The sequence below is a fragment of the Pseudomonas sp. BLCC-B112 genome (genome assembly GCF_028550695.1).
Classification (GTDB): Bacteria; Pseudomonadota; Gammaproteobacteria; order Pseudomonadales; family Pseudomonadaceae; genus Aquipseudomonas; species Aquipseudomonas danubii.
Window position 1 is genome coordinate 338,183 of sequence record NZ_JAQQGK010000001.1, and the last position, 17,146, is coordinate 355,328.

General features: G+C 62.1%; 20 protein-coding genes. 13 read left to right on the forward strand and 7 right to left on the reverse strand.

What is annotated here, in order from left to right; genetic code table 11:
* Positions 1-114 precede the first annotated feature (114 nt).
* The 4 genes from moaC to PQT43_RS01585 all read left to right on the forward strand — a co-directional run bounded on the left by moaC (position 115) and on the right by PQT43_RS01585 (position 2,276).
* A complete protein-coding gene (moaC, locus tag PQT43_RS01570; RefSeq protein ID WP_102878461.1) occupies positions 115-588 on the forward strand; it encodes a cyclic pyranopterin monophosphate synthase MoaC in 474 nt (157 codons plus the stop codon).
* Entirely contained in the window at positions 585-827 is a 243-nt protein-coding gene (locus tag PQT43_RS01575) for a MoaD/ThiS family protein (RefSeq protein WP_103740995.1), read from the forward strand. The genes moaC and PQT43_RS01575 overlap by 4 nt, the downstream gene beginning before the upstream one ends.
* 1 nt (position 828) lies before the next feature.
* The gene (gene moaE, locus PQT43_RS01580) at positions 829-1,281 is read left to right on the forward strand and encodes a molybdopterin synthase catalytic subunit MoaE (protein ID WP_272753425.1); all 453 of its coding nucleotides are present in this window, start codon (positions 829-831) and stop codon (positions 1,279-1,281) included.
* A 218-nt stretch (positions 1,282-1,499) separates the two neighbouring features.
* The gene (locus PQT43_RS01585) at positions 1,500-2,276 is read left to right on the forward strand and encodes an ABC transporter substrate-binding protein (RefSeq protein ID WP_102878464.1); all 777 of its coding nucleotides are present in this window, start codon (positions 1,500-1,502) and stop codon (positions 2,274-2,276) included.
* Positions 2,277-2,352: 76 nt separating this feature from the next.
* Here PQT43_RS01585 and PQT43_RS01590 read toward each other — a convergent pair whose 3' ends face one another.
* The 5 genes from PQT43_RS01590 to PQT43_RS01610 form a co-directional block, all read right to left on the reverse strand.
* Positions 2,353-2,982, reverse strand: coding sequence for a helix-turn-helix transcriptional regulator (locus tag PQT43_RS01590; RefSeq protein WP_253083710.1), 630 nt, complete (start codon positions 2,980-2,982; stop codon positions 2,353-2,355).
* A gap of 90 nt (positions 2,983-3,072) precedes the next feature.
* Positions 3,073-4,200 (reverse strand): NAD(P)/FAD-dependent oxidoreductase, encoded by a 1,128-nt coding sequence (locus PQT43_RS01595; protein WP_272753426.1) that lies wholly within the window; start codon positions 4,198-4,200, stop codon positions 3,073-3,075.
* Between the two features lie 34 nt (positions 4,201-4,234).
* On the reverse strand, positions 4,235-5,188 hold the full coding sequence (locus PQT43_RS01600; protein ID WP_267269419.1) for an ornithine cyclodeaminase family protein: 954 nt from the start codon (positions 5,186-5,188) through the stop codon (positions 4,235-4,237).
* Between the two features lie 121 nt (positions 5,189-5,309).
* The gene (gene rhlB, locus PQT43_RS01605; RefSeq protein ID WP_267269420.1) at positions 5,310-6,806 is read right to left on the reverse strand and encodes an ATP-dependent RNA helicase RhlB; all 1,497 of its coding nucleotides are present in this window, start codon (positions 6,804-6,806) and stop codon (positions 5,310-5,312) included.
* 97 nt (positions 6,807-6,903) lie between these two features.
* Positions 6,904-7,560 (reverse strand): alpha/beta hydrolase, encoded by a 657-nt coding sequence (locus tag PQT43_RS01610; RefSeq protein ID WP_102878469.1) that lies wholly within the window; start codon positions 7,558-7,560, stop codon positions 6,904-6,906.
* A gap of 475 nt (positions 7,561-8,035) precedes the next feature.
* On the opposite strand from PQT43_RS01610, the gene PQT43_RS01615 reads away from it, so the two are divergent.
* From PQT43_RS01615 to PQT43_RS01630, 4 genes are all read left to right on the forward strand, one after another.
* Positions 8,036-9,064 (forward strand): amino acid ABC transporter substrate-binding protein, encoded by a 1,029-nt coding sequence (locus PQT43_RS01615; RefSeq protein ID WP_102878470.1) that lies wholly within the window; start codon positions 8,036-8,038, stop codon positions 9,062-9,064.
* 65 nt (positions 9,065-9,129) lie between these two features.
* Complete coding sequence (locus PQT43_RS01620) at positions 9,130-10,311, forward strand: amino acid ABC transporter permease (RefSeq protein ID WP_272753427.1); 1,182 nt, start codon at positions 9,130-9,132, stop codon at positions 10,309-10,311.
* Between the two features lie 10 nt (positions 10,312-10,321).
* On the forward strand, positions 10,322-11,419 hold the full coding sequence (locus PQT43_RS01625) for an amino acid ABC transporter permease (protein WP_102861261.1): 1,098 nt from the start codon (positions 10,322-10,324) through the stop codon (positions 11,417-11,419).
* A 10-nt stretch (positions 11,420-11,429) separates the two neighbouring features.
* On the forward strand, positions 11,430-12,194 hold the full coding sequence (locus tag PQT43_RS01630; protein ID WP_102878472.1) for an amino acid ABC transporter ATP-binding protein: 765 nt from the start codon (positions 11,430-11,432) through the stop codon (positions 12,192-12,194).
* A 65-nt stretch (positions 12,195-12,259) separates the two neighbouring features.
* Here PQT43_RS01630 and PQT43_RS01635 read toward each other — a convergent pair whose 3' ends face one another.
* Together PQT43_RS01635 and PQT43_RS01640 are read right to left on the reverse strand one after the other, a co-directional pair.
* Entirely contained in the window at positions 12,260-12,742 is a 483-nt protein-coding gene (locus tag PQT43_RS01635) for a type II toxin-antitoxin system MqsA family antitoxin (protein ID WP_272753428.1), read from the reverse strand.
* Positions 12,739-13,050 (reverse strand): type II toxin-antitoxin system MqsR family toxin, encoded by a 312-nt coding sequence (locus PQT43_RS01640; protein ID WP_102879072.1) that lies wholly within the window; start codon positions 13,048-13,050, stop codon positions 12,739-12,741. Before PQT43_RS01640 ends, PQT43_RS01635 begins: the two co-directional genes overlap by 4 nt.
* 165 nt (positions 13,051-13,215) lie before the next feature.
* Here PQT43_RS01640 and PQT43_RS01645 point away from each other — a divergent pair, with 165 nt between their 5' ends.
* The 5 genes from PQT43_RS01645 to PQT43_RS01665 all read left to right on the forward strand — a co-directional run bounded on the left by PQT43_RS01645 (position 13,216) and on the right by PQT43_RS01665 (position 17,128).
* Positions 13,216-13,875: a FadR/GntR family transcriptional regulator gene (locus PQT43_RS01645; RefSeq protein ID WP_170001109.1), complete on the forward strand. Its 660-nt coding sequence runs from the start codon at positions 13,216-13,218 to the stop codon at positions 13,873-13,875.
* A gap of 13 nt (positions 13,876-13,888) precedes the next feature.
* Positions 13,889-15,160, forward strand: coding sequence for a CynX/NimT family MFS transporter (locus PQT43_RS01650; RefSeq protein ID WP_170001108.1), 1,272 nt, complete (start codon positions 13,889-13,891; stop codon positions 15,158-15,160).
* Between the two features lie 99 nt (positions 15,161-15,259).
* On the forward strand, positions 15,260-15,730 hold the full coding sequence (locus PQT43_RS01655) for a nuclear transport factor 2 family protein (protein ID WP_102878476.1): 471 nt from the start codon (positions 15,260-15,262) through the stop codon (positions 15,728-15,730).
* A 54-nt stretch (positions 15,731-15,784) separates the two neighbouring features.
* Positions 15,785-16,105 (forward strand): GIY-YIG nuclease family protein, encoded by a 321-nt coding sequence (locus PQT43_RS01660; protein ID WP_102861714.1) that lies wholly within the window; start codon positions 15,785-15,787, stop codon positions 16,103-16,105.
* Positions 16,106-16,192: 87 nt separating this feature from the next.
* A complete protein-coding gene (locus PQT43_RS01665; RefSeq protein ID WP_267269423.1) occupies positions 16,193-17,128 on the forward strand; it encodes a glutathione S-transferase family protein in 936 nt (311 codons plus the stop codon).
* Positions 17,129-17,146 lie beyond the last annotated feature (18 nt).

Below are 17,146 nucleotides of genomic sequence, written 5' to 3' on the forward strand. Positions count from 1 at the left end.
CGGGTTATTCGCCAGGCTGATTGCCGGTTGACGCTGCCAAACGCCGGGCAGATGCCCCGTGCGAAAAACTGACCCGCAGGTTTACAATCGGCCCACCTGATCAGGAGTAACACCGTGCTGACTCATCTCGATTCCCAAGGTCGCGCCAATATGGTCGACGTCACCGATAAGGCCGTGACCTTCCGCGAGGCAGTGGCCGAAGCCCGGGTGCGCATGCTCCCGCAAACCCTGCACATGATCGTCAGTGGTGGTCACCCCAAGGGCGACGTGTTTGCCGTGGCGCGCATCGCCGGAATCCAGGCGGCGAAGAAGACCAGCGACCTGATTCCCCTGTGCCATCCGTTGATGCTCACCAGCGTCAAGGTCGAGCTCAGTGCCGAAGGCGAGGACAGTGTGCGCATCGTGGCGCGTTGCAAGCTGTCGGGGCAGACCGGGGTGGAGATGGAGGCGTTGACCGCCGCCAGCGTCGCCGCGCTGACAATCTATGACATGTGCAAGGCCGTGGACCGCGGCATGACCATCGAAGGCGTGCGAGTGCTGGAGAAATCCGGCGGCAAGAGCGGCGATTACCGGGTGGCTGACGCATGAGGATCTCGGTGAAGTTCTTTGCCCGCTACCGTGAGGCCCTGGGGCTCGATGGCGTGCTTGTCGAGGGCGACTTTGCCTGTGTCGACGATGTGCGCCAGGCGCTGTTGTCCCGTGACGGGGCCGCCGTGCTCGCCGAACAGAACCTGATGTGCGCCCGCAACGAAGAGCTGTGCCAGCTGGACGAGCCCCTGGCGGACGGCGATGAAGTGGCGTTCTTCCCCACAGTGACCGGAGGCTGAGATGGCGATCCGTGTGCAATCAGCGGCCTTCGATCCCGGCGCCGAAGTCAACGCCATGCACGCCGCCGATACCGGGGTTGGCGCGGTGGTCAGCTTTGTCGGCTACGTGCGCGACTTCAATGACGGCCAGGACGTGCACGGCATGTTCCTGGAGCACTATCCGGGCATGACCGAAAAGGCCCTGGGCAAGATTGCGGCTGAAGCCGAGCAGCGCTGGCAGTTGTTGCAACTGGAGGTGCTGCACCGCATCGGCGCCCTGGAGCCGGGCGAGCCCATCGTGTTCGTCGGCGCAGCCAGTGCCCATCGCCAGGCGGCGTTCGAAGCCTGCGCCTTTGTCATGGATTATCTGAAGACCCGGGCGCCGTTCTGGAAAAAGGAAAACACCGCCGACGGCCCCCGTTGGGTAGAAGGCCGCGACAGTGATCACGCTGCGGCCGCGCGCTGGAAAGACTGAGCCCCTGATGCTGGCCGGCGGCGCCTGAGCCCGCCCCAATTCAACCTGTAATCGACTGCGACTGTTCCCGCCGACCGCTGGGGATAAGTCGCTGTGCGCGCCGTTGACGATATGTACGTAAAAGTCCAGTATGGATTTACAAGTACAAATACAGCGTCCTCCGTTTCATCCTTTCCTTCTGTCTTGCCAAACCAACAACAACCCGCGAGAGAACGAACATGAAAAAATTCCCCCTCATCAGTGGCCTGGCCTTGAGCCTGTTGGCGTGCAGCAGCCTGATGGCTGCCGAGAAAACCTTGCGCCTGGGCATCGAGGCGGCATATCCGCCGTTCGCCTTCAAGACCGCCGACGGCAAGATTGGTGGCTTCGACTACGACATCGGCAATGCCTTGTGCGCGCAGATGCAGGTCAAGTGCGAGTGGATCGAGGGCGAGTTCGACGGCCTGATTCCCTCGTTGAAAGTGAAGAAGATCGACGCCGCGCTGTCCTCCATGACCATCACCGCGGAACGGCGTAAATCCGTGGATTTCACCCACAAGTACTACTTCACTTCGTCGCGCCTGGTGATGAAGAAGGGCGCGGTGGTGGATGACCAGTACGCCAGCCTCAAGGGCAAGACCGTGGGCGTGCAGCGTTCCACCACCACCGACCGTTTCGCCACCGAGGTCTTCGAGCCCAAGGGCATCAAGGTGGTGCGCTACAGCAACAACGAAGAGATCTACATGGACCTGGCGGCCGGGCGCCTGGACGCGATCTTCGCCGACACCATTCCCCTGGAGGATTTCCTGTCGATGCCGCGGGGCGCCGACTACGCCTTTGTCGGGCCCGAGTTGAAAGATCCGAAATACGTCGGGGAAGGCGCCGGGATTGCAGTGCGCAAGGGCAACAGTGAACTGGTGGGCGAGTTGAACAAGGCCATCGATGATATTCGCGCCAATGGTGAATATCAGAAGATCCAGGCCAAGTACTTCAAGTCGGACATTTATGGGGATTGAGACGTTGCGGCGTTCTTGAGGACGCCTTCGCGAGCTCGTTCCTACGGGATATGTGTAGGGGCGAGCTCGGCAACCTTTATTGTCCCTTCAATTCCTTCAAGTGCTTGTACACCGTCGCCCGGCCCATGCTCAGTACGTTGGCCACGTAGTTGGAGGCGCTCTTGCCCTTGAAGGCACCTTCGGCGTGCAGAGCCAGTACCAGTTCGCGCTTGTGATCGCGGGTCAGCAGGTTCAGGCCCAGCTGGCGCTCGCGCAGCCAGTTGTGCAGGAAGGTGTTGATGCGTTCCTGCCAGTCGTCGCGAAACAGTGAATCGGGCTGGGGAATCAGCTTGCTGGGTGAGAGAAACAGGTCCAGCGCTGCCTTGGCATTTTCGAACAGCGAGATGTTCAGGTTGATGCACAGCACGGCCATTGGCTGGCCCTGGCTGTCGCGCAGCACGCTGCTGAGGCTGCGGATCTTCTGGCCGTCCCAGTTGAGCTTTTCATAGGGACCGATATTGCGTTCGCTGCTGTCGCCGCTGAGCAGGTCTTCCAAGGCCGCATCGTCGCCCACTTCGCGCTTGGACAGATTATTGGCGATGTAGTCGATCTTCTGGGTGCGCAGGTCGTGGAGCACCACCTCGGCATGGGGGAAGAACAGCGTGGCAATGGCGTCGGCAATCGCCCGGAAATTATCCAGGGCTGGGTCCTTTGCGGGTGAGGTCATGGGTCTTACTCCAGGCGGCTTCAGCGCCCGCCGTTAGCGGGCGCTGGGAGTGTGCCGCAATCGTTTGGGCGCGTCACCCCGCAGGCGGGTTCAACCGAGGCGGGCAGGGGAGAGCATGGCGGACTCCAGGCCGAAGCGGGTCAACTGCTCCGGCAGGGGGTGGCCACGCACCAGGGCGGCGCTGGCCTGGCCCATGGCCGGAGACGTCTGGATGCCATAGCCGCCTTGTCCGGCGACCCAGAACAGCCCGGGCACCAGTGGATCGAAACCGGCCAGCAGATCGCCGTCGCTGACGAAACTGCGCAGGCCGGCCCAGGTCCGGGTCGGACGACGAATGCTCAGGGTGGTGGCTTCTTCGATCTGGTAGATGCCCAGGGCAATGTCCAGCTCTTCGGGCTGCACATCATGGGGCTCCACCGGGTCGGCGTTGGCCGGCGAACCGAGGAACATACCGGCGTCGGGCTTCATGTAGAAGGACTCGTCCAGGCTCACCAACATCGGCCAGCGGTGAGTATCGACCCCTTCCGGACCGGCGAAGATAAAGGCCGCCCGGCGCTTGGGTTGCAGGCCCAGGGGGCGGGCACCGGCCATCGCGCCGATCTGATCGGCCCAGGCCCCGGCAGCGTTGATCAGCACCGGCGCGCTGAAGCCCTGGCCGCTGGTTTGGACCTGCCACAGCCCTTGTTCATCACGGTGCAGCCCCAGCACTTCATGGTCGGTATAGACCTGGCCCTGATGGCGGCGGATGCCCCGCAGGTAGCTCTGATGCAGGGCGTCGGTGTCGATGTCGCTGGCACTGGGGTCGTAGAGGGCGCCATGGACCTTTTCGCGACGCAGAATTGGCAGGCGAGCGCAGGCTTCGTCGGCACTGAGCAGTTGCATCTCCGGCACCGTGGCCTTGGCGCTCAGGTACTGGTTGTTCAGTTCGGCCGGATCGCCGGTGAAGTCCACGGTCATTTCCCCTCGTGGCGTCAGCAGTGGGTGGTCGCAGAAGCCCTCCGGCGGATGGTCGAAAAAGTCCCGGCTGGCCAGGGTCAGGGCCCGCACCTGGGCGGTGCCATAGGCGGCGGTGTAGAGCGCGGCAGAGCGGCCGGTGGAGTGATAGGCCGGATGGGATTCGCGCTCCAGCACGATGACGCGGCCGTGGCGCGACAGCCAGTAACCGGTGGAGGCTCCGGCGATACCGCCGCCGATGATGATGAAATCTGCCTGGATCATTCAAGGCTCCTGGAAAAGTGCAAGTGACAGGCCCTTAGTGCGGGTGCCGCAGGTGGTACAGGGCATTGGCCAGGGCGATGTCTTCCAAGCCCAGGCCGATGGAGCGGAAGAACACATGGCGCTTGGCGCTGGGACGTTGAGCCTGGTTGCTCAGCAGCTCCGGCAGGTCGCCGAGAATCGCCGCGTTGTCCCAGCCGTGCTGTTCACCGGCAATCAGCATCTCGCCGGCCGAGCCCGGGGTGGTACGGCGATAGTCACAATAGACCTGCATCTGCTGCAGTGCGGCGGGCGGCACTTCATGGGCCCGTGGCGCATTGGTGCTGATGGAGGTGATCAGCGCCGGCTTGTTGAGGGTGCGTGGGTCGATGACCGGTCCGGCGGACGAAGTGCAAAGCATGATCACGTCGGCATCTTCGACAGCCTCTTCAAGCTGCGGGACGATTTGCAGGCGCGGATCGAGGGCCTTGAGACGCGCAAGCTCCTCGGCGGATTTGCTCGCCAGGCTTGGGGAAAAGAGGCGGATGCTCTGCCAGGGGCGCAGGTCTTTCACGTAGTGCAGGTGAGCCTGGGCCACGGCGCCGCTGCCGATGATTGCCAGGTGCCGGGCCTCTGGCGTGGCCAGTGCATCGACGGCGACCGCCGTAGTGGCGGCGGTGCGTGCGGTGGTCAGTTCGGCGGCGTCGCACAGCAGCAGCGGCTGGCCGCTGTCCATGGACATCAGCAGGGTCCAGGCGGTGACCAGCGGGCCTTCGGCGCGAATGATGTAGGGCGAGGTCTTGACCCCGTAGACCCGATCTTCAGCCAGCACGCCCAGGTAGTTGATGAAGTCGCCGGCGCCCTGGGGAAACTCCACCAGCTGTTGTGGCGGTTGTGCGGCGTGTCCGGCGGCCAGGTCGCGAAACAGTTTGCGCAGGATCTGCGGGACGTCGATTTGCGCGAGCAATTGGCGGGCTTCGGTCTGGGCAATCAGGTAGGGCGTGCTGGGCATGTAGGCGTTCCCAAGGAATTAAACTTATTTGTCTATTATGGACTTTTAGTTTCCTTGAGCAACATCCAGGCGAAAAAAAACGCAGCCGGTGATGGGCTGCGTTTTTTCGGCGCGCCTGTTATCAGGCTTGCGGGCGTTTGCGCTCTACTGGGCGCAACAGCTCGGCCGGCGGCATCTCGCAGCTGATCTTGCGCCCCAGCAGGGCTTCGATCGATGGCAGCTGATAGGAGTCGTCCTCGCCGGCGAAGCTGATGGACACGCCGTCGGCACCGGCACGCCCGGTACGGCCGATGCGGTGCACGTAGTCGTCCGGCACTTCCGGCAGGGTGAAGTTGATCACGTGGCTGATGCCGTCGATGTGGATGCCGCGGCCGGCCACGTCGGTGGCCACCAGGACCCGGATCTTGCCTTCGCGGAAGCCTTCCAGGGTCTTGATCCGCTTGTGCTGGGGCACGTCGCCGGACAGCTGGGCGGCGTTCACGCCGTCGCGCACCAGGCGTTCTTCGATGCGCCGCACTTCATCCTTGCGGTTGGCGAAGACCATGACCCGTTCCCAGCCGTTGTCGGTGACCAGGTTGTACAGCAGCTTGTACTTGTCGGCCCCGGCCACGGCATAAATGTGCTGTTCGACGTTTTCGCTGGCGACGTTCTCGGCTTCGATCTCGACGATCGCCGGGTCGGTGGTCCACTGCTTGGCCAGGTTCATCACGTCTTCGGTGAAGGTGGCGGAGAACAGCAGGGTCTGGCGCTCGCTCTTGGGCGGGGTCTGGCGAATGATCTGCCGCACTTGCGGGATGAAGCCCATGTCGAGCATGCGGTCGGCTTCGTCCAGCACCATCACTTCGACCATGTCCAGGTGCACGTCACCGCGCTGGTTGAAGTCCAGCAGGCGGCCCGGGGTGGCCACCAGAATGTCGCAGTGGCGAGCTTCCAGGTGCTTGAGCTGCTTGTCGAAATCCATGCCGCCAACGAAGGTCATGACGTTGAGGCCGGTGTATTTGGTCAGGGCCGCGGCGTCCTTGGCGATCTGCACCACCAGTTCCCGGGTCGGGGCAATGATCAGTGCCCGTGGTTCGCCCATGTAGCGCTCTTTCGGCGGCGGGGTCTGCAGCAACTGGGTGATGATCGAGATCAGGAACGCGGCGGTCTTGCCGGTGCCGGTCTGGGCACGGCCGATGGCGTCTTTGCCCGCCAGGGTGAAGCCCAGTACCTGGGCCTGGATCGGCGTGCAGTAGGGAAAGCCCAGGTCCTGGATGGCGTGCATCAGTTCCGGAGCGAGCTTGAAGTCGTGGAAACGGGTCTTGCCTTCCTGGGGTGGCACCACGAAGTCTTCGAGTTTCCAGGTGCTGACCGCTGGTTTTGGCGGCCGCGGGCGCTGCGCTTGCTCAGGTTTGGGTTGCTCGGCCTTGGGCTTCTCTTGGCGCGGTGCTTTGGGAGCGGAAGGGGCGGCCGGTGTGTTCACCGGTTCTTTTTTAGCTGCGGTAGCAGGTGCGCTCCGCTCCGGCTGACGGCCGTCATTGCGGCTGCTGGAACTGGGGGAAGGGGCGCTGGGGCTTGGCGCGAGCGGCTCAGCCTCGCTTTTACCGAAGATTTTCTTGAGTGCTTTGAGCACGGTCATCTCATCAATTGGTTAAGGAATGTACGCCGGCCAGTGTAATGCAAGAAACGGGCGCGGCGTAGTCTGTTGCTTGTGGTCCTGGCGCGAGGCACTTTTTCTAGCGCAAACGCTCGCTCAGCCAGGTGCCGATATCACGGATTTCTTCCGGTAACACCTCGTGTCCCATTGGGTATTCCTGCCATGTCACGGTGACACCGTGCTGTTTCAGGTACTCGTATGCGGTGCGTCCCATGGCGTTCTGCACCACTTCGTCGTACTGGCCGTGCAGGGACAGCACCGGAATCCGCTGTTGGCTGGCGCAAAGTTGCAGTTCATCGCTGAAGGTCGGGGCATAGGTGGAGAGGGCAAGTACGCCACCCAAGGGACCCTGCCATTTGAGGAAGGCGGTGTGCAGTACCACGGCGCCACCTTGGGAGAAACCCGCGAGGAAAATGCGCGATGCGTCTATTCCGCTTGCGCGTTGCTCTTCGATCAGTCTGATGACCTCGTCAGATGATTCTTCGAGCTGTTCGCGACTGATCGCGCGAGCCGGGCTCATGGCCAAAATGTCGTACCAGCTGGGCATGGCGTATCCGCCATTGATGGTCACGGCGCGGGTCGGTGCCTGGGGCAGGACGAAGCGGGTGCTCAAGAGTTTTTCCTGCAGCATCTCGGCCACCGGCAGGAAGTCGTAACGGTCCGCTCCCAGGCCATGAAGCCAGATCACACAGGCATCTGCGGGCTTGCTGGGCTGAAGAATCAAGGGCTCGGTCATGGCTGCTCCATTTATGTGCGTGCGCGCCGATTGAGTGCGAGGTTAAGGGGCGCGCCCGGTTGATCGGTGAAGAAGATGTCGCACGGTTGAACGTTTTGCTATTGACCACTGGCTGAAACGCTTTAGCCGAAACTGTGGTACGGGCTTTGCTATGGCTCAGAAAGAGGAGCGGATGTGATAGCACGCTCTGCCGGCGGTAACACTAACAGGCTACCGCGGGCGATGGCATACCCCACCTCCTCTGATACCGGTTCGCCTACGGCCGCTACGGGCTCTGTGAACTGCAAAGGGCTAAAGCCCGTTCGGCCGATTGGTGAGATGTAGGTCCCCCATTACGTGGATTTCTCCTACTAGACTCATAGCGAAGGTCTTACGCCGCTTGACCCTATAAAAAGCCGACGCGGGTCAACAGCGCCTCATGAGGGTGCGGCAGGACTCAAGCTCCGACACAACAAGAGCAAAACTGGAGGTTTGAATGAAGATGTTGAAATCCACCCTGGCCGTCGTTACGGCGGCCACGGTACTGGCTACAAGCGGTTTCGCACAGGCGGGTGCGACCCTCGATGCAGTACAGAAGAAAGGTTTCGTACAGTGCGGCGTCAGCGATGGTCTGCCGGGCTTCTCGGTACCGGACGCTACCGGCAAGATTCTCGGCATTGACGCCGATGTCTGCCGTGCCGTGGCCGCAGCCGTATTCGGCGATGCGACCAAGGTCAAGTTCAGCCAGCTGAACGCCAAGGAGCGCTTCACTGCGCTGCAATCCGGCGAGATCGACGTGCTGTCGCGCAATACCACCTGGACCAGTTCCCGTGACGCGGGTATGGGCTTGATGTTCGCCGGCGTCACTTATTACGACGGCATTGGCTTCCTGGTGAACAACAAACTGGGTGTGAAAAGTGCCAAGGAGTTGGACGGTGCGACCATCTGTATTCAAGCCGGTACTACCACCGAGCTGAACGTGTCGGACTACTTCCGCGGCAATGGTCTGAAATACACCCCGATCACCTTCGATACTTCCGATGAAAGCGCCAAGTCCCTGGAGTCCGGTCGTTGCGACGTGCTGACCTCCGACAAGTCCCAGCTTTACGCACAGCGCAGCAAGCTGGCGACTCCGACCGAATACGTCGTACTGCCGGAAACCATCTCCAAGGAGCCTTTGGGCCCGGTGGTGCGTAAGGGCGACGAAGAGTGGTTCAGCATCGTCAAGTGGACCCTGTTCGCCATGCTCAACGCCGAAGAGGCGGGCATCACCTCGAAAAATGTCGAGGCTGAAGCCAAGTCCACCAAGAACCCTGATGTAGCACGTCTGCTGGGCGCGGACGGTGAATACGGCAAAGACCTGAAACTGCCGAAGGACTGGGTAGTACAGATCGTCAAGCAAGTAGGTAACTACGGTGAAGTGTTCGAGAAAAACCTCGGCAAGAGCACGCCACTGGCCATCGACCGCGGCCTGAACGCGCTGTGGAACAACGGCGGCATCCAATACGCACCACCTGTGCGCTGATGGTTCTATCACCCGGCGGGCCAACCGCCGGGTGATGTTCTGTTCCATTATTCCTGGGGCACTTCATGCAAAATTCAATCGGCGCACCCAAGCAGAGGCTTAGCCTCAGCGATCCGCGTGTGCGCGCCTGGCTGTTCCAGATCATCACCCTTGTGGCGGTGGTTTCGCTGGGCTGGTTTCTGTTCGACAACACGCAAACCAACCTCCAGCACCGGGGTATTACCTCGGGTTTCGACTTTCTTGAGCGCAGCGCCGGTTTCGGCATCGCTCAACACTTGATTGCCTACACCGAAGCGGACAGTTATGCCCGGGTCTTCGTCATCGGTCTGCTCAATACGCTGCTGGTGACCTTTATCGGGGTGATCCTGGCGACCTTGCTGGGGTTCATCATCGGGGTGGCGCGGCTGTCGCAGAACTGGATCATCAGCAAGCTGGCGACGGTGTATGTGGAAGTGTTCCGCAACATTCCGCCGCTGCTGCAGATCCTGTTCTGGTACTTCGCGGTGTTCCTGACCATGCCGGGGCCGCGCAACAGCCATAACTTCGGCGACACCTTCTTCGTCAGCAGTCGTGGCTTGAACATGCCGGCGGCGCAGATGGCTCCAGGGTTCTGGGCGTTCTTTGCGAGTGTGGTGCTGGCCATCGTCGCCATCGTGCTGATGTGCCGCTGGGCCAACCAGCGCTTTGAAGCCACCGGGGTGCCGTTCCACAAGTTCTGGACTGGCCTGGCGTTGTTGCTGGTGATTCCGGCGCTGTGCGCGCTGGTCTTCGGCTCGCCCGTGCATTGGGAGCTGCCGAAGCTGCAAGGCTTCAACTTCGTCGGCGGCTGGGTACTGATCCCCGAACTCTTGGCCCTGACCCTGGCCCTGACCGTCTACACCGCGGCTTTCATTGCCGAAATCGTGCGTTCCGGGATCAAGTCGGTCAGCCACGGCCAGACCGAGGCAGCCCGTTCCCTGGGCCTGCGCAACGGTCCGACCCTGCGCAAGGTGATCATTCCCCAGGCCTTGCGGGTGATCATTCCGCCATTGACCAGCCAGTATCTGAACCTGGCGAAGAACTCGTCCCTGGCCGCCGGTATCGGTTACCCGGAAATGGTTTCGCTGTTCGCCGGCACGGTGCTCAACCAGACCGGCCAGGCCATTGAGGTCATTGCCATCACCATGAGCGTGTACCTGGCAATCAGCATCAGCATTTCCCTGCTGATGAACTGGTACAACAAGCGCATTGCGCTGATCGAGCGGTGAGGAAGCGCCCATGACGACTCATACTTTCAAGCCCGATATGCCGCCGCCCAGCCGCAGTATCGGCGTGCTGGCGTGGATGCGCGCCAACATGTTCTCCAACTGGCTCAACACCCTGTTGACCCTGTTTGCCTTCTACCTGATCTACCTGGTGGTGCCGCCGATCCTGCAGTGGGCGATCCTCGACGCCAACTGGGTCGGCACCACCCGTGCCGACTGCACCAAGGACGGTGCCTGTTGGGTGTTCATCCAGCAGCGTTTCGGCCAGTTCATGTATGGCTACTACCCAGTGGAACTGCGCTGGCGGGTGGACCTGACCGTGTGGCTGGCGGTGATCGGCGTGGCTCCCTTGTTCATCTCGCGCTTCGCTCGCAAAGCGATCTACGGCCTGTGTTTCCTGGTGTGGTACCCGGTGTTGGCCTACACCCTGCTGCACGGCGGCTACCTGGGCCTGAGCACTGTCGCCACCAGCCAGTGGGGCGGCCTGATGCTGACTTTGGTGATTGCCACGGTGGGCATTGCCGGGGCCTTGCCCCTGGGCATCCTGCTGGCATTGGGGCGACGTTCCAACCTGCCGGCGATCCGCGTGGTCTGCGTGACCTTCATCGAGTTCTGGCGTGGCGTGCCGCTGATCACGGTGCTGTTCATGTCGTCGGTGATGTTGCCGCTGTTCCTGCCCGAGGGCATGAACTTCGACAAGCTGCTGCGGGCGTTGATCGGGGTGATCCTGTTCCAGTCGGCCTATGTGGCCGAGGTGGTGCGTGGCGGTTTGCAGGCCATTCCCAAGGGCCAGTACGAAGCGGCGGCCGCCATGGGCCTGGGTTACTGGCGCGCGATGGGCCTGGTGATTTTGCCGCAGGCCCTGAAGCTGGTGATCCCCGGGATCGTCAACACCTTCATCGCCCTGTTCAAGGACACGAGCCTGGTGATCATCATTGGCCTGTTCGACCTGCTCAACAGCGTCAAGCAAGCCGCCGCCGACCCCAAATGGCTGGGCATGGCCACCGAAGGCTATGTCTTCGCGGCCCTGGTGTTCTGGATTTTCTGTTTTGGTATGTCCCGCTACTCCATGCATCTGGAGCGTAAGTTGGACACAGGCCACAAGCGTTAGGAGTACCTCCATGAGTGAAGCGAACAAAAAGCCTGTGGGCCCTGAAGGCATTATTCAGATGCAGGGTGTGAACAAGTGGTATGGCCAGTTCCACGTGTTGAAGGACATTAACCTCAACGTCCAGCAGGGCGAGCGCATCGTCCTGTGCGGGCCTTCGGGCTCGGGCAAATCCACCACCATCCGCTGCCTCAACCGTCTGGAAGAGCACCAGCAGGGACGCATCGTGGTGGACGGGGTGGAGCTGACCAACGACCTCAAGCAGATCGAGGCCATTCGCCGGGAAGTGGGCATGGTGTTCCAGCACTTCAACCTGTTTCCGCACCTGACGATCCTGCAGAACTGCACCCTGGCGCCGATGTGGGTGCGCAAGATGCCCAAGCGCAAGGCCGAGGAAATTGCCATGCATTACTTGGAGCGGGTGCGGATTCCGGAGCAGGCCCACAAGTACCCGGGCCAGCTTTCCGGTGGCCAGCAGCAACGGGTGGCGATTGCCCGGGCGCTGTGCATGAAGCCCAAGATCATGCTGTTCGATGAACCCACCTCGGCCCTGGACCCGGAAATGGTCAAGGAGGTGCTGGACACCATGATCGGCCTCGCCGAAGACGGCATGACCATGCTCTGCGTGACCCATGAAATGGGTTTTGCTCGCACCGTGGCCAACCGGGTGATCTTCATGGACAAGGGCGAGATCGTCGAGCAGGCGGCACCGAATGACTTCTTCGACAACCCGCAAAATGATCGCACCAAGCTGTTCCTGAGCCAGATCCTGCATTGATCCTGATGCAGGGCCCGCGCTGACGATAAACCCGGACTGGTTCCGGGTTTATTTTTGTCCGGCGTTCAACCGCCGGCAGCGCCGAGCTGTTGTTCGGGTTGGTCGCTGGAGGCAGAAGGCGCCCGCTGTGGTGCGCTGAGTTCCAGTACGTCCTTCATCAACTGTGGGTGGCGATCCAGCAGGCGCATCAGCACGTACAGCGGTTGGGGCACGCCGACTTCGCCGCGCTCGTAACGGGAAAAGGCGTTGTGCCCGCCACCGGACAGCAGTTTGACCGCCTCTTTCTGCGAGAGGTGCAGCTGGCGGCGGATGCGCTTCATGTCGGCGGCGACGCTCTGCCGGTACTCTTCCAGCAATTGGTCGCCCGCGGCGGCGTAGCGTTGTGCACTGGCGGCGTCGAATTCGATTTCACCGCATTCCTGGCATTCCCTACCCGCCAGGCCATGAAGGTGACGCTGTAGGTGCCGGTAGTCGACGAGCTCGCTGCGCTGCTCGAACGCCAGCATGCCGGTCGGAGCGCCGCAGCTGTAGCATTGTTGTCGTTTCATGTCTCTGCCTCCTTGAAGGAGATCACGGGAGGCCCTGCACCGGGGCGGTAGGTGACCTTGATGTAGAGCGTCCAGTTAGCGATACGGGTGTAGTACACGTCCTGCCACAGCCGATGATCGCTATAGGTGGTCATCGATTTGTAGAACAGGCTGCCCTGGAGTCCGGCTACTACTCGTTGCATGGCGGCCAGGGACAATCCGAGTTCCCTGCCGCAGCGCAATGCGCTTCGAGTGAAGGCTTGTGCTCCTTGCCGAACGACCTGTGCCTTGATCAGCGACAGGTCGTAATGAGGTGTTTTCTTTTCCATGAGACACCCTTGAGGCTTGATCGAAATTACCCTTATAGGGTTTTTTGTCAAGGCCTGATTGCAATGGCGAAAGTGCCTCCTCCAGCCTAAATCGTTGAACTCTCGGAAAAGCCTGAATACCATGTCGGGCAATTCGTCCGATGATTGGATGAAAGAGTGAGTTCAATGAGCGAAATTTCCCCCCTGATCAAACGTTCCCTGGTCGACCAGGCCTTGGAACAGTTGCGCCTGCGCATCACCAAGGGCGCCTGGGCCGTCGGCCAGCGCCTGCCCACCGAGCCGGAGCTGGCCAGTGAGCTGGGCATCAGCCGCAACACCGTGCGTGAAGCCATGCGGGTGCTGGCGTTTTCCGGGTTGATCGAGATTCGCCAGGGCGATGGCAGCTACCTGCGAGCCGTGGCTGATCCCCTGGACATGCTCCAGGCCCTGTCCCAATGCTCTCTGGAGCAGGCCCGGGAAACCCGGCAGATCCTTGAAGTGGAGGCGGTTGGCCTCGCGGCCCTGCGTCGCACCGACGAGGACCTGCGCGCCTTGAGCGAAGCCTTGCAAGCCAGCGGCGGGCATTTTCATGGCGATCTGGAAAGCTACATCGCCTGCGACCTGGTGTTTCATCAGGGCCTGGTGGATGCCGCGCACAATCCGACCCTCAGCCAGCTGTACCGCTATTTCTCCAGTGTGGTGGGCGCTCAGTTGCGCCAGGCCTTGACGGTTACTCCGCGCCGCCAGGACGTCTTCGATCTCCATCAGCATCTGCTGGACGCCATCGAGCAGGGCGACCCCGAGCGGGCCAAGCACCTGTCCCGCCAGTTGATCAACGAATCCTGAATCCGAGACCTTTATGTCCAACCAGCAGTCCCCTCCGAACACCCCGTCGCCTCCCGAGTTGTTGATCGATGCCGAGGCCGATGACGAAGAAGTCCAGCAGGCCCCGCCACCTTTGCGGCGGCCCTGGCTGTTGCTGTTGGGGCTGATACTGGTGGCGTTGAACCTGCGTCCGGCGCTGTCGAGCATGGCGCCGTTGCTCAGTGACGTATCCCAGAGCCTGGGCCTGTCGGCGGCCAAGGCGGGATTGCTGACCACTTTGCCGGTGTTGTGCCTGGGGCTGTTCGCGCCTTTGGCGCCGCTGCTGGCCCGGCGTTTCGGCGCCGAACGGGTGGTGCTGGGGATTCTCCTGACCCTGGCCCTGGGCATTGTCCTGCGCAGCTCGCTCGGTGAGTTCGGGGTCTTTGCCGGGAGCATCCTGGCCGGGGCCAGCATCGGCGTGATCGGGGTGCTGCTGCCGGGCATCGTCAAGCGCGACTTCGCCCGGCATGCGGGAAGCATGACCGGGGTCTACACCATGGCCCTGTGCCTGGGGGCAGCCATGGCGGCAGGCGCGACGGTGCCCTTGAGCCACCACTTCGATGACAGCTGGGCCCTGGGCCTTGGCTTCTGGGTGGTGCCGGCGTTGATGGCAGCGCTGTTCTGGTTGCCTCAAGTGGGGCAGAAACACGGTGCCCACCATGTCGCTTTCCGTGTGCGCGGGTTGCTGCGTGATCGCCTGGCCTGGCAGGTGACCTTGTACATGGGCTTGCAATCGTCCCTGGCCTACATCGTGTTTGGCTGGTTGCCATCGATCCTGATCGGTCGTGGGCTGACTCCGACCCAGGCCGGACTGGTGCTGTCGGGTTCGGTCATCGTGCAACTGGCCAGCTCCCTGGCGGCGCCCTGGCTGGCGACTCGCGGCAAGGACCAGCGTCTGGCCATCGTGATCGTCATGTTGATGACCTTGGGCGGTCTGTTCGGTTGCCTGTATGCACCGCTTGATGGCTTGTGGGGCTGGGCCATTCTGCTGGGCCTGGGGCAAGGAGGCACTTTCAGCCTGGCCCTGACCCTGATCGTCCTGCGCTCACGGGATACCCATGTGGCCGCCAACCTGTCGAGCATGGCCCAGGGCATCGGCTACACCCTGGCGTCCATGGGGCCGTTTGCCGTGGGGCTGGTGCATGACTGGACCGGCGGCTGGAACGCCGTGGGCTGGATCTTCGCGGTGTTGGGCAGCGGGGCGATCATTGCCGGGCTGGGCGCCGGCCGCTCGCTGTATGTGCAGGCGCAAAGCGAGAGGATCTGAGGAGCGTCACTGTCGGTATTTGCACGGCAAATGCCGATAGTCTTCTCTGGGCGTGCGGATTATTGTGCTGGCATCCCTTTGTCCTTCCGGAGTCCGCCCATGAGTGATGCCCACCGCGTCCTGATCACTGAGTTCTACCAGGCCTTCCAGCGGCTCGATGCCGAGGCCATGAGCGCTTGCTATACCGAGGACGTTGTATTCAGTGATCCGGCCTTCGGCGAGTTGCGCGGACGTGACGCCGGCGACATGTGGCGCATGCTCACTTCCCGGGCCAAGGACTTTTCCCTGACCTTCGATCAGGTGCGTGCCGACGAGCGTTCGGGTGGCGCGCACTGGGTCGCCACCTACCTGTTCAGCCAGACCGGCAACACGGTGGTCAACGATATCCAGGCGCGCTTCGTGTTTCGCGATGGCAAGATCTGTGAGCACCACGACCATTTCGACCTGTGGCGTTGGGCGCGCCAGGCCCTGGGGGCCAAGGGGCTTTTGCTGGGCTGGACGCCGCTGCTGAAAAATGCCGTTCGCGCCCAGGCCCGTAAAGGCCTCAAGGCCTTCCAGAGCGGTCGCTGAAAGCCATCCTCTGCTAAGATCGCGGCTTGTTATCCACAGGCCCCGATGGTTTTTGTGAGCAGCCCCGATCCAAACCCCGTGATTGCCGGCGAACTGCCTGCGCCTGCCAGCAAACCCTGGTTTGTGTATCTGGTGCGCGCGGCCAATGGCGCCCTTTATTGCGGCATCAGCGACGACCCGGTGAAGCGCTTCGCCAAGCACCAGAGTGGCAAGGGCGCGCGTTTCTTTCTCTCCAGCCCGGCGGTGGCCCTGGTCTATACCGAAGCTTGTCGGGACAAGAGCGAGGCTCTGCGTCAGGAGCGGTTGATCAAGAAGCTCAGGAAAAGCGCCAAGGAGTGTCTGGTGGCGTCTGCCGGTGCAGCAGCATCAATCTGACTGATAGGTGCTCATCAGTCGGATCGGTAGGCCGTCCATGGATTGCGCGCTAAGCTCAGCGCTTTCCCTCTTCCGGCGGACCCCAGCATGTCAGAGTTGATCCTGCACCATTACCCGACCTCTCCCTTCGCGGAAAAAGCCCGTTTGCTCCTGGGCTTCAAGGGCCTGTCCTGGCGCTCCGTGAAGATTTCCCCGGTGATGCCCAAGCCTGATCTGACCGCCCTGACCGGTGGCTATCGCAAGACGCCGGTACTGCAGGTCGGTGCTGATATCTACTGCGACACGGCTTTGATCGCCCGGCGTCTGGAGCGGGAAAAGGCCTCGCCGGTGCTGTTCCCCGAAGGCCAGGAAATGATCAGCGCGACCTTTGCTGCCTGGGTCGACTCGGTGGTGTTCCAGCATGCGGTGACCCTGGTGTTCCAGCCCGAGTCTGCCGCAGCACGTTTCGGCAAGATGCCGCCGGAGGTAGTCAAGGCCTTCATGGCCGACCGCGCCGGGTTGTTCAGTGGCGGCAGCGCCAGTCGTCTGCCCCTGGAAGTGGCCAAGCATCAGTGGCCGACCATCATGACGCGTCTGGAGCAGCAACTGCAGCGCGAGCCGGGGGACTTCCTGTTTGGTGAGCCCTCGATTGCCGATATCGCCCTGGCGCACCCGCTGTGGTTCCTCAAGGGGACGCCGGTGACGGCGCCGCTGGTGGACGAGTATCCGGCGGTATCAGCCTGGTTGGCGCGAGTGCTGGGCTTTGGTCACGGCTCTTTCACCGAAATGAGCGCTGAAGAGGCCCTTGAGGTGTCGCGTGGTGCGACCCCGGCGCCGCTGCCGGATGAGCGGTTTGTCGATCCCAATGGCTTTGTGGCAGGGCAGCAGGTGGTGATTGCTGCGACCGACTATGGAGTCGATCCGGTGGCGGGCGAGTTGCTGTTTGCCGGTACTGAAGAGTTGATCCTGCGCCGTGAAGATCCACGTGCCGGCGTGGTCCACGTGCACTTCCCGCGGTTGGGTTTCCGTATCCAGGCGCAGTGACTCACACCTGTAGGAGCT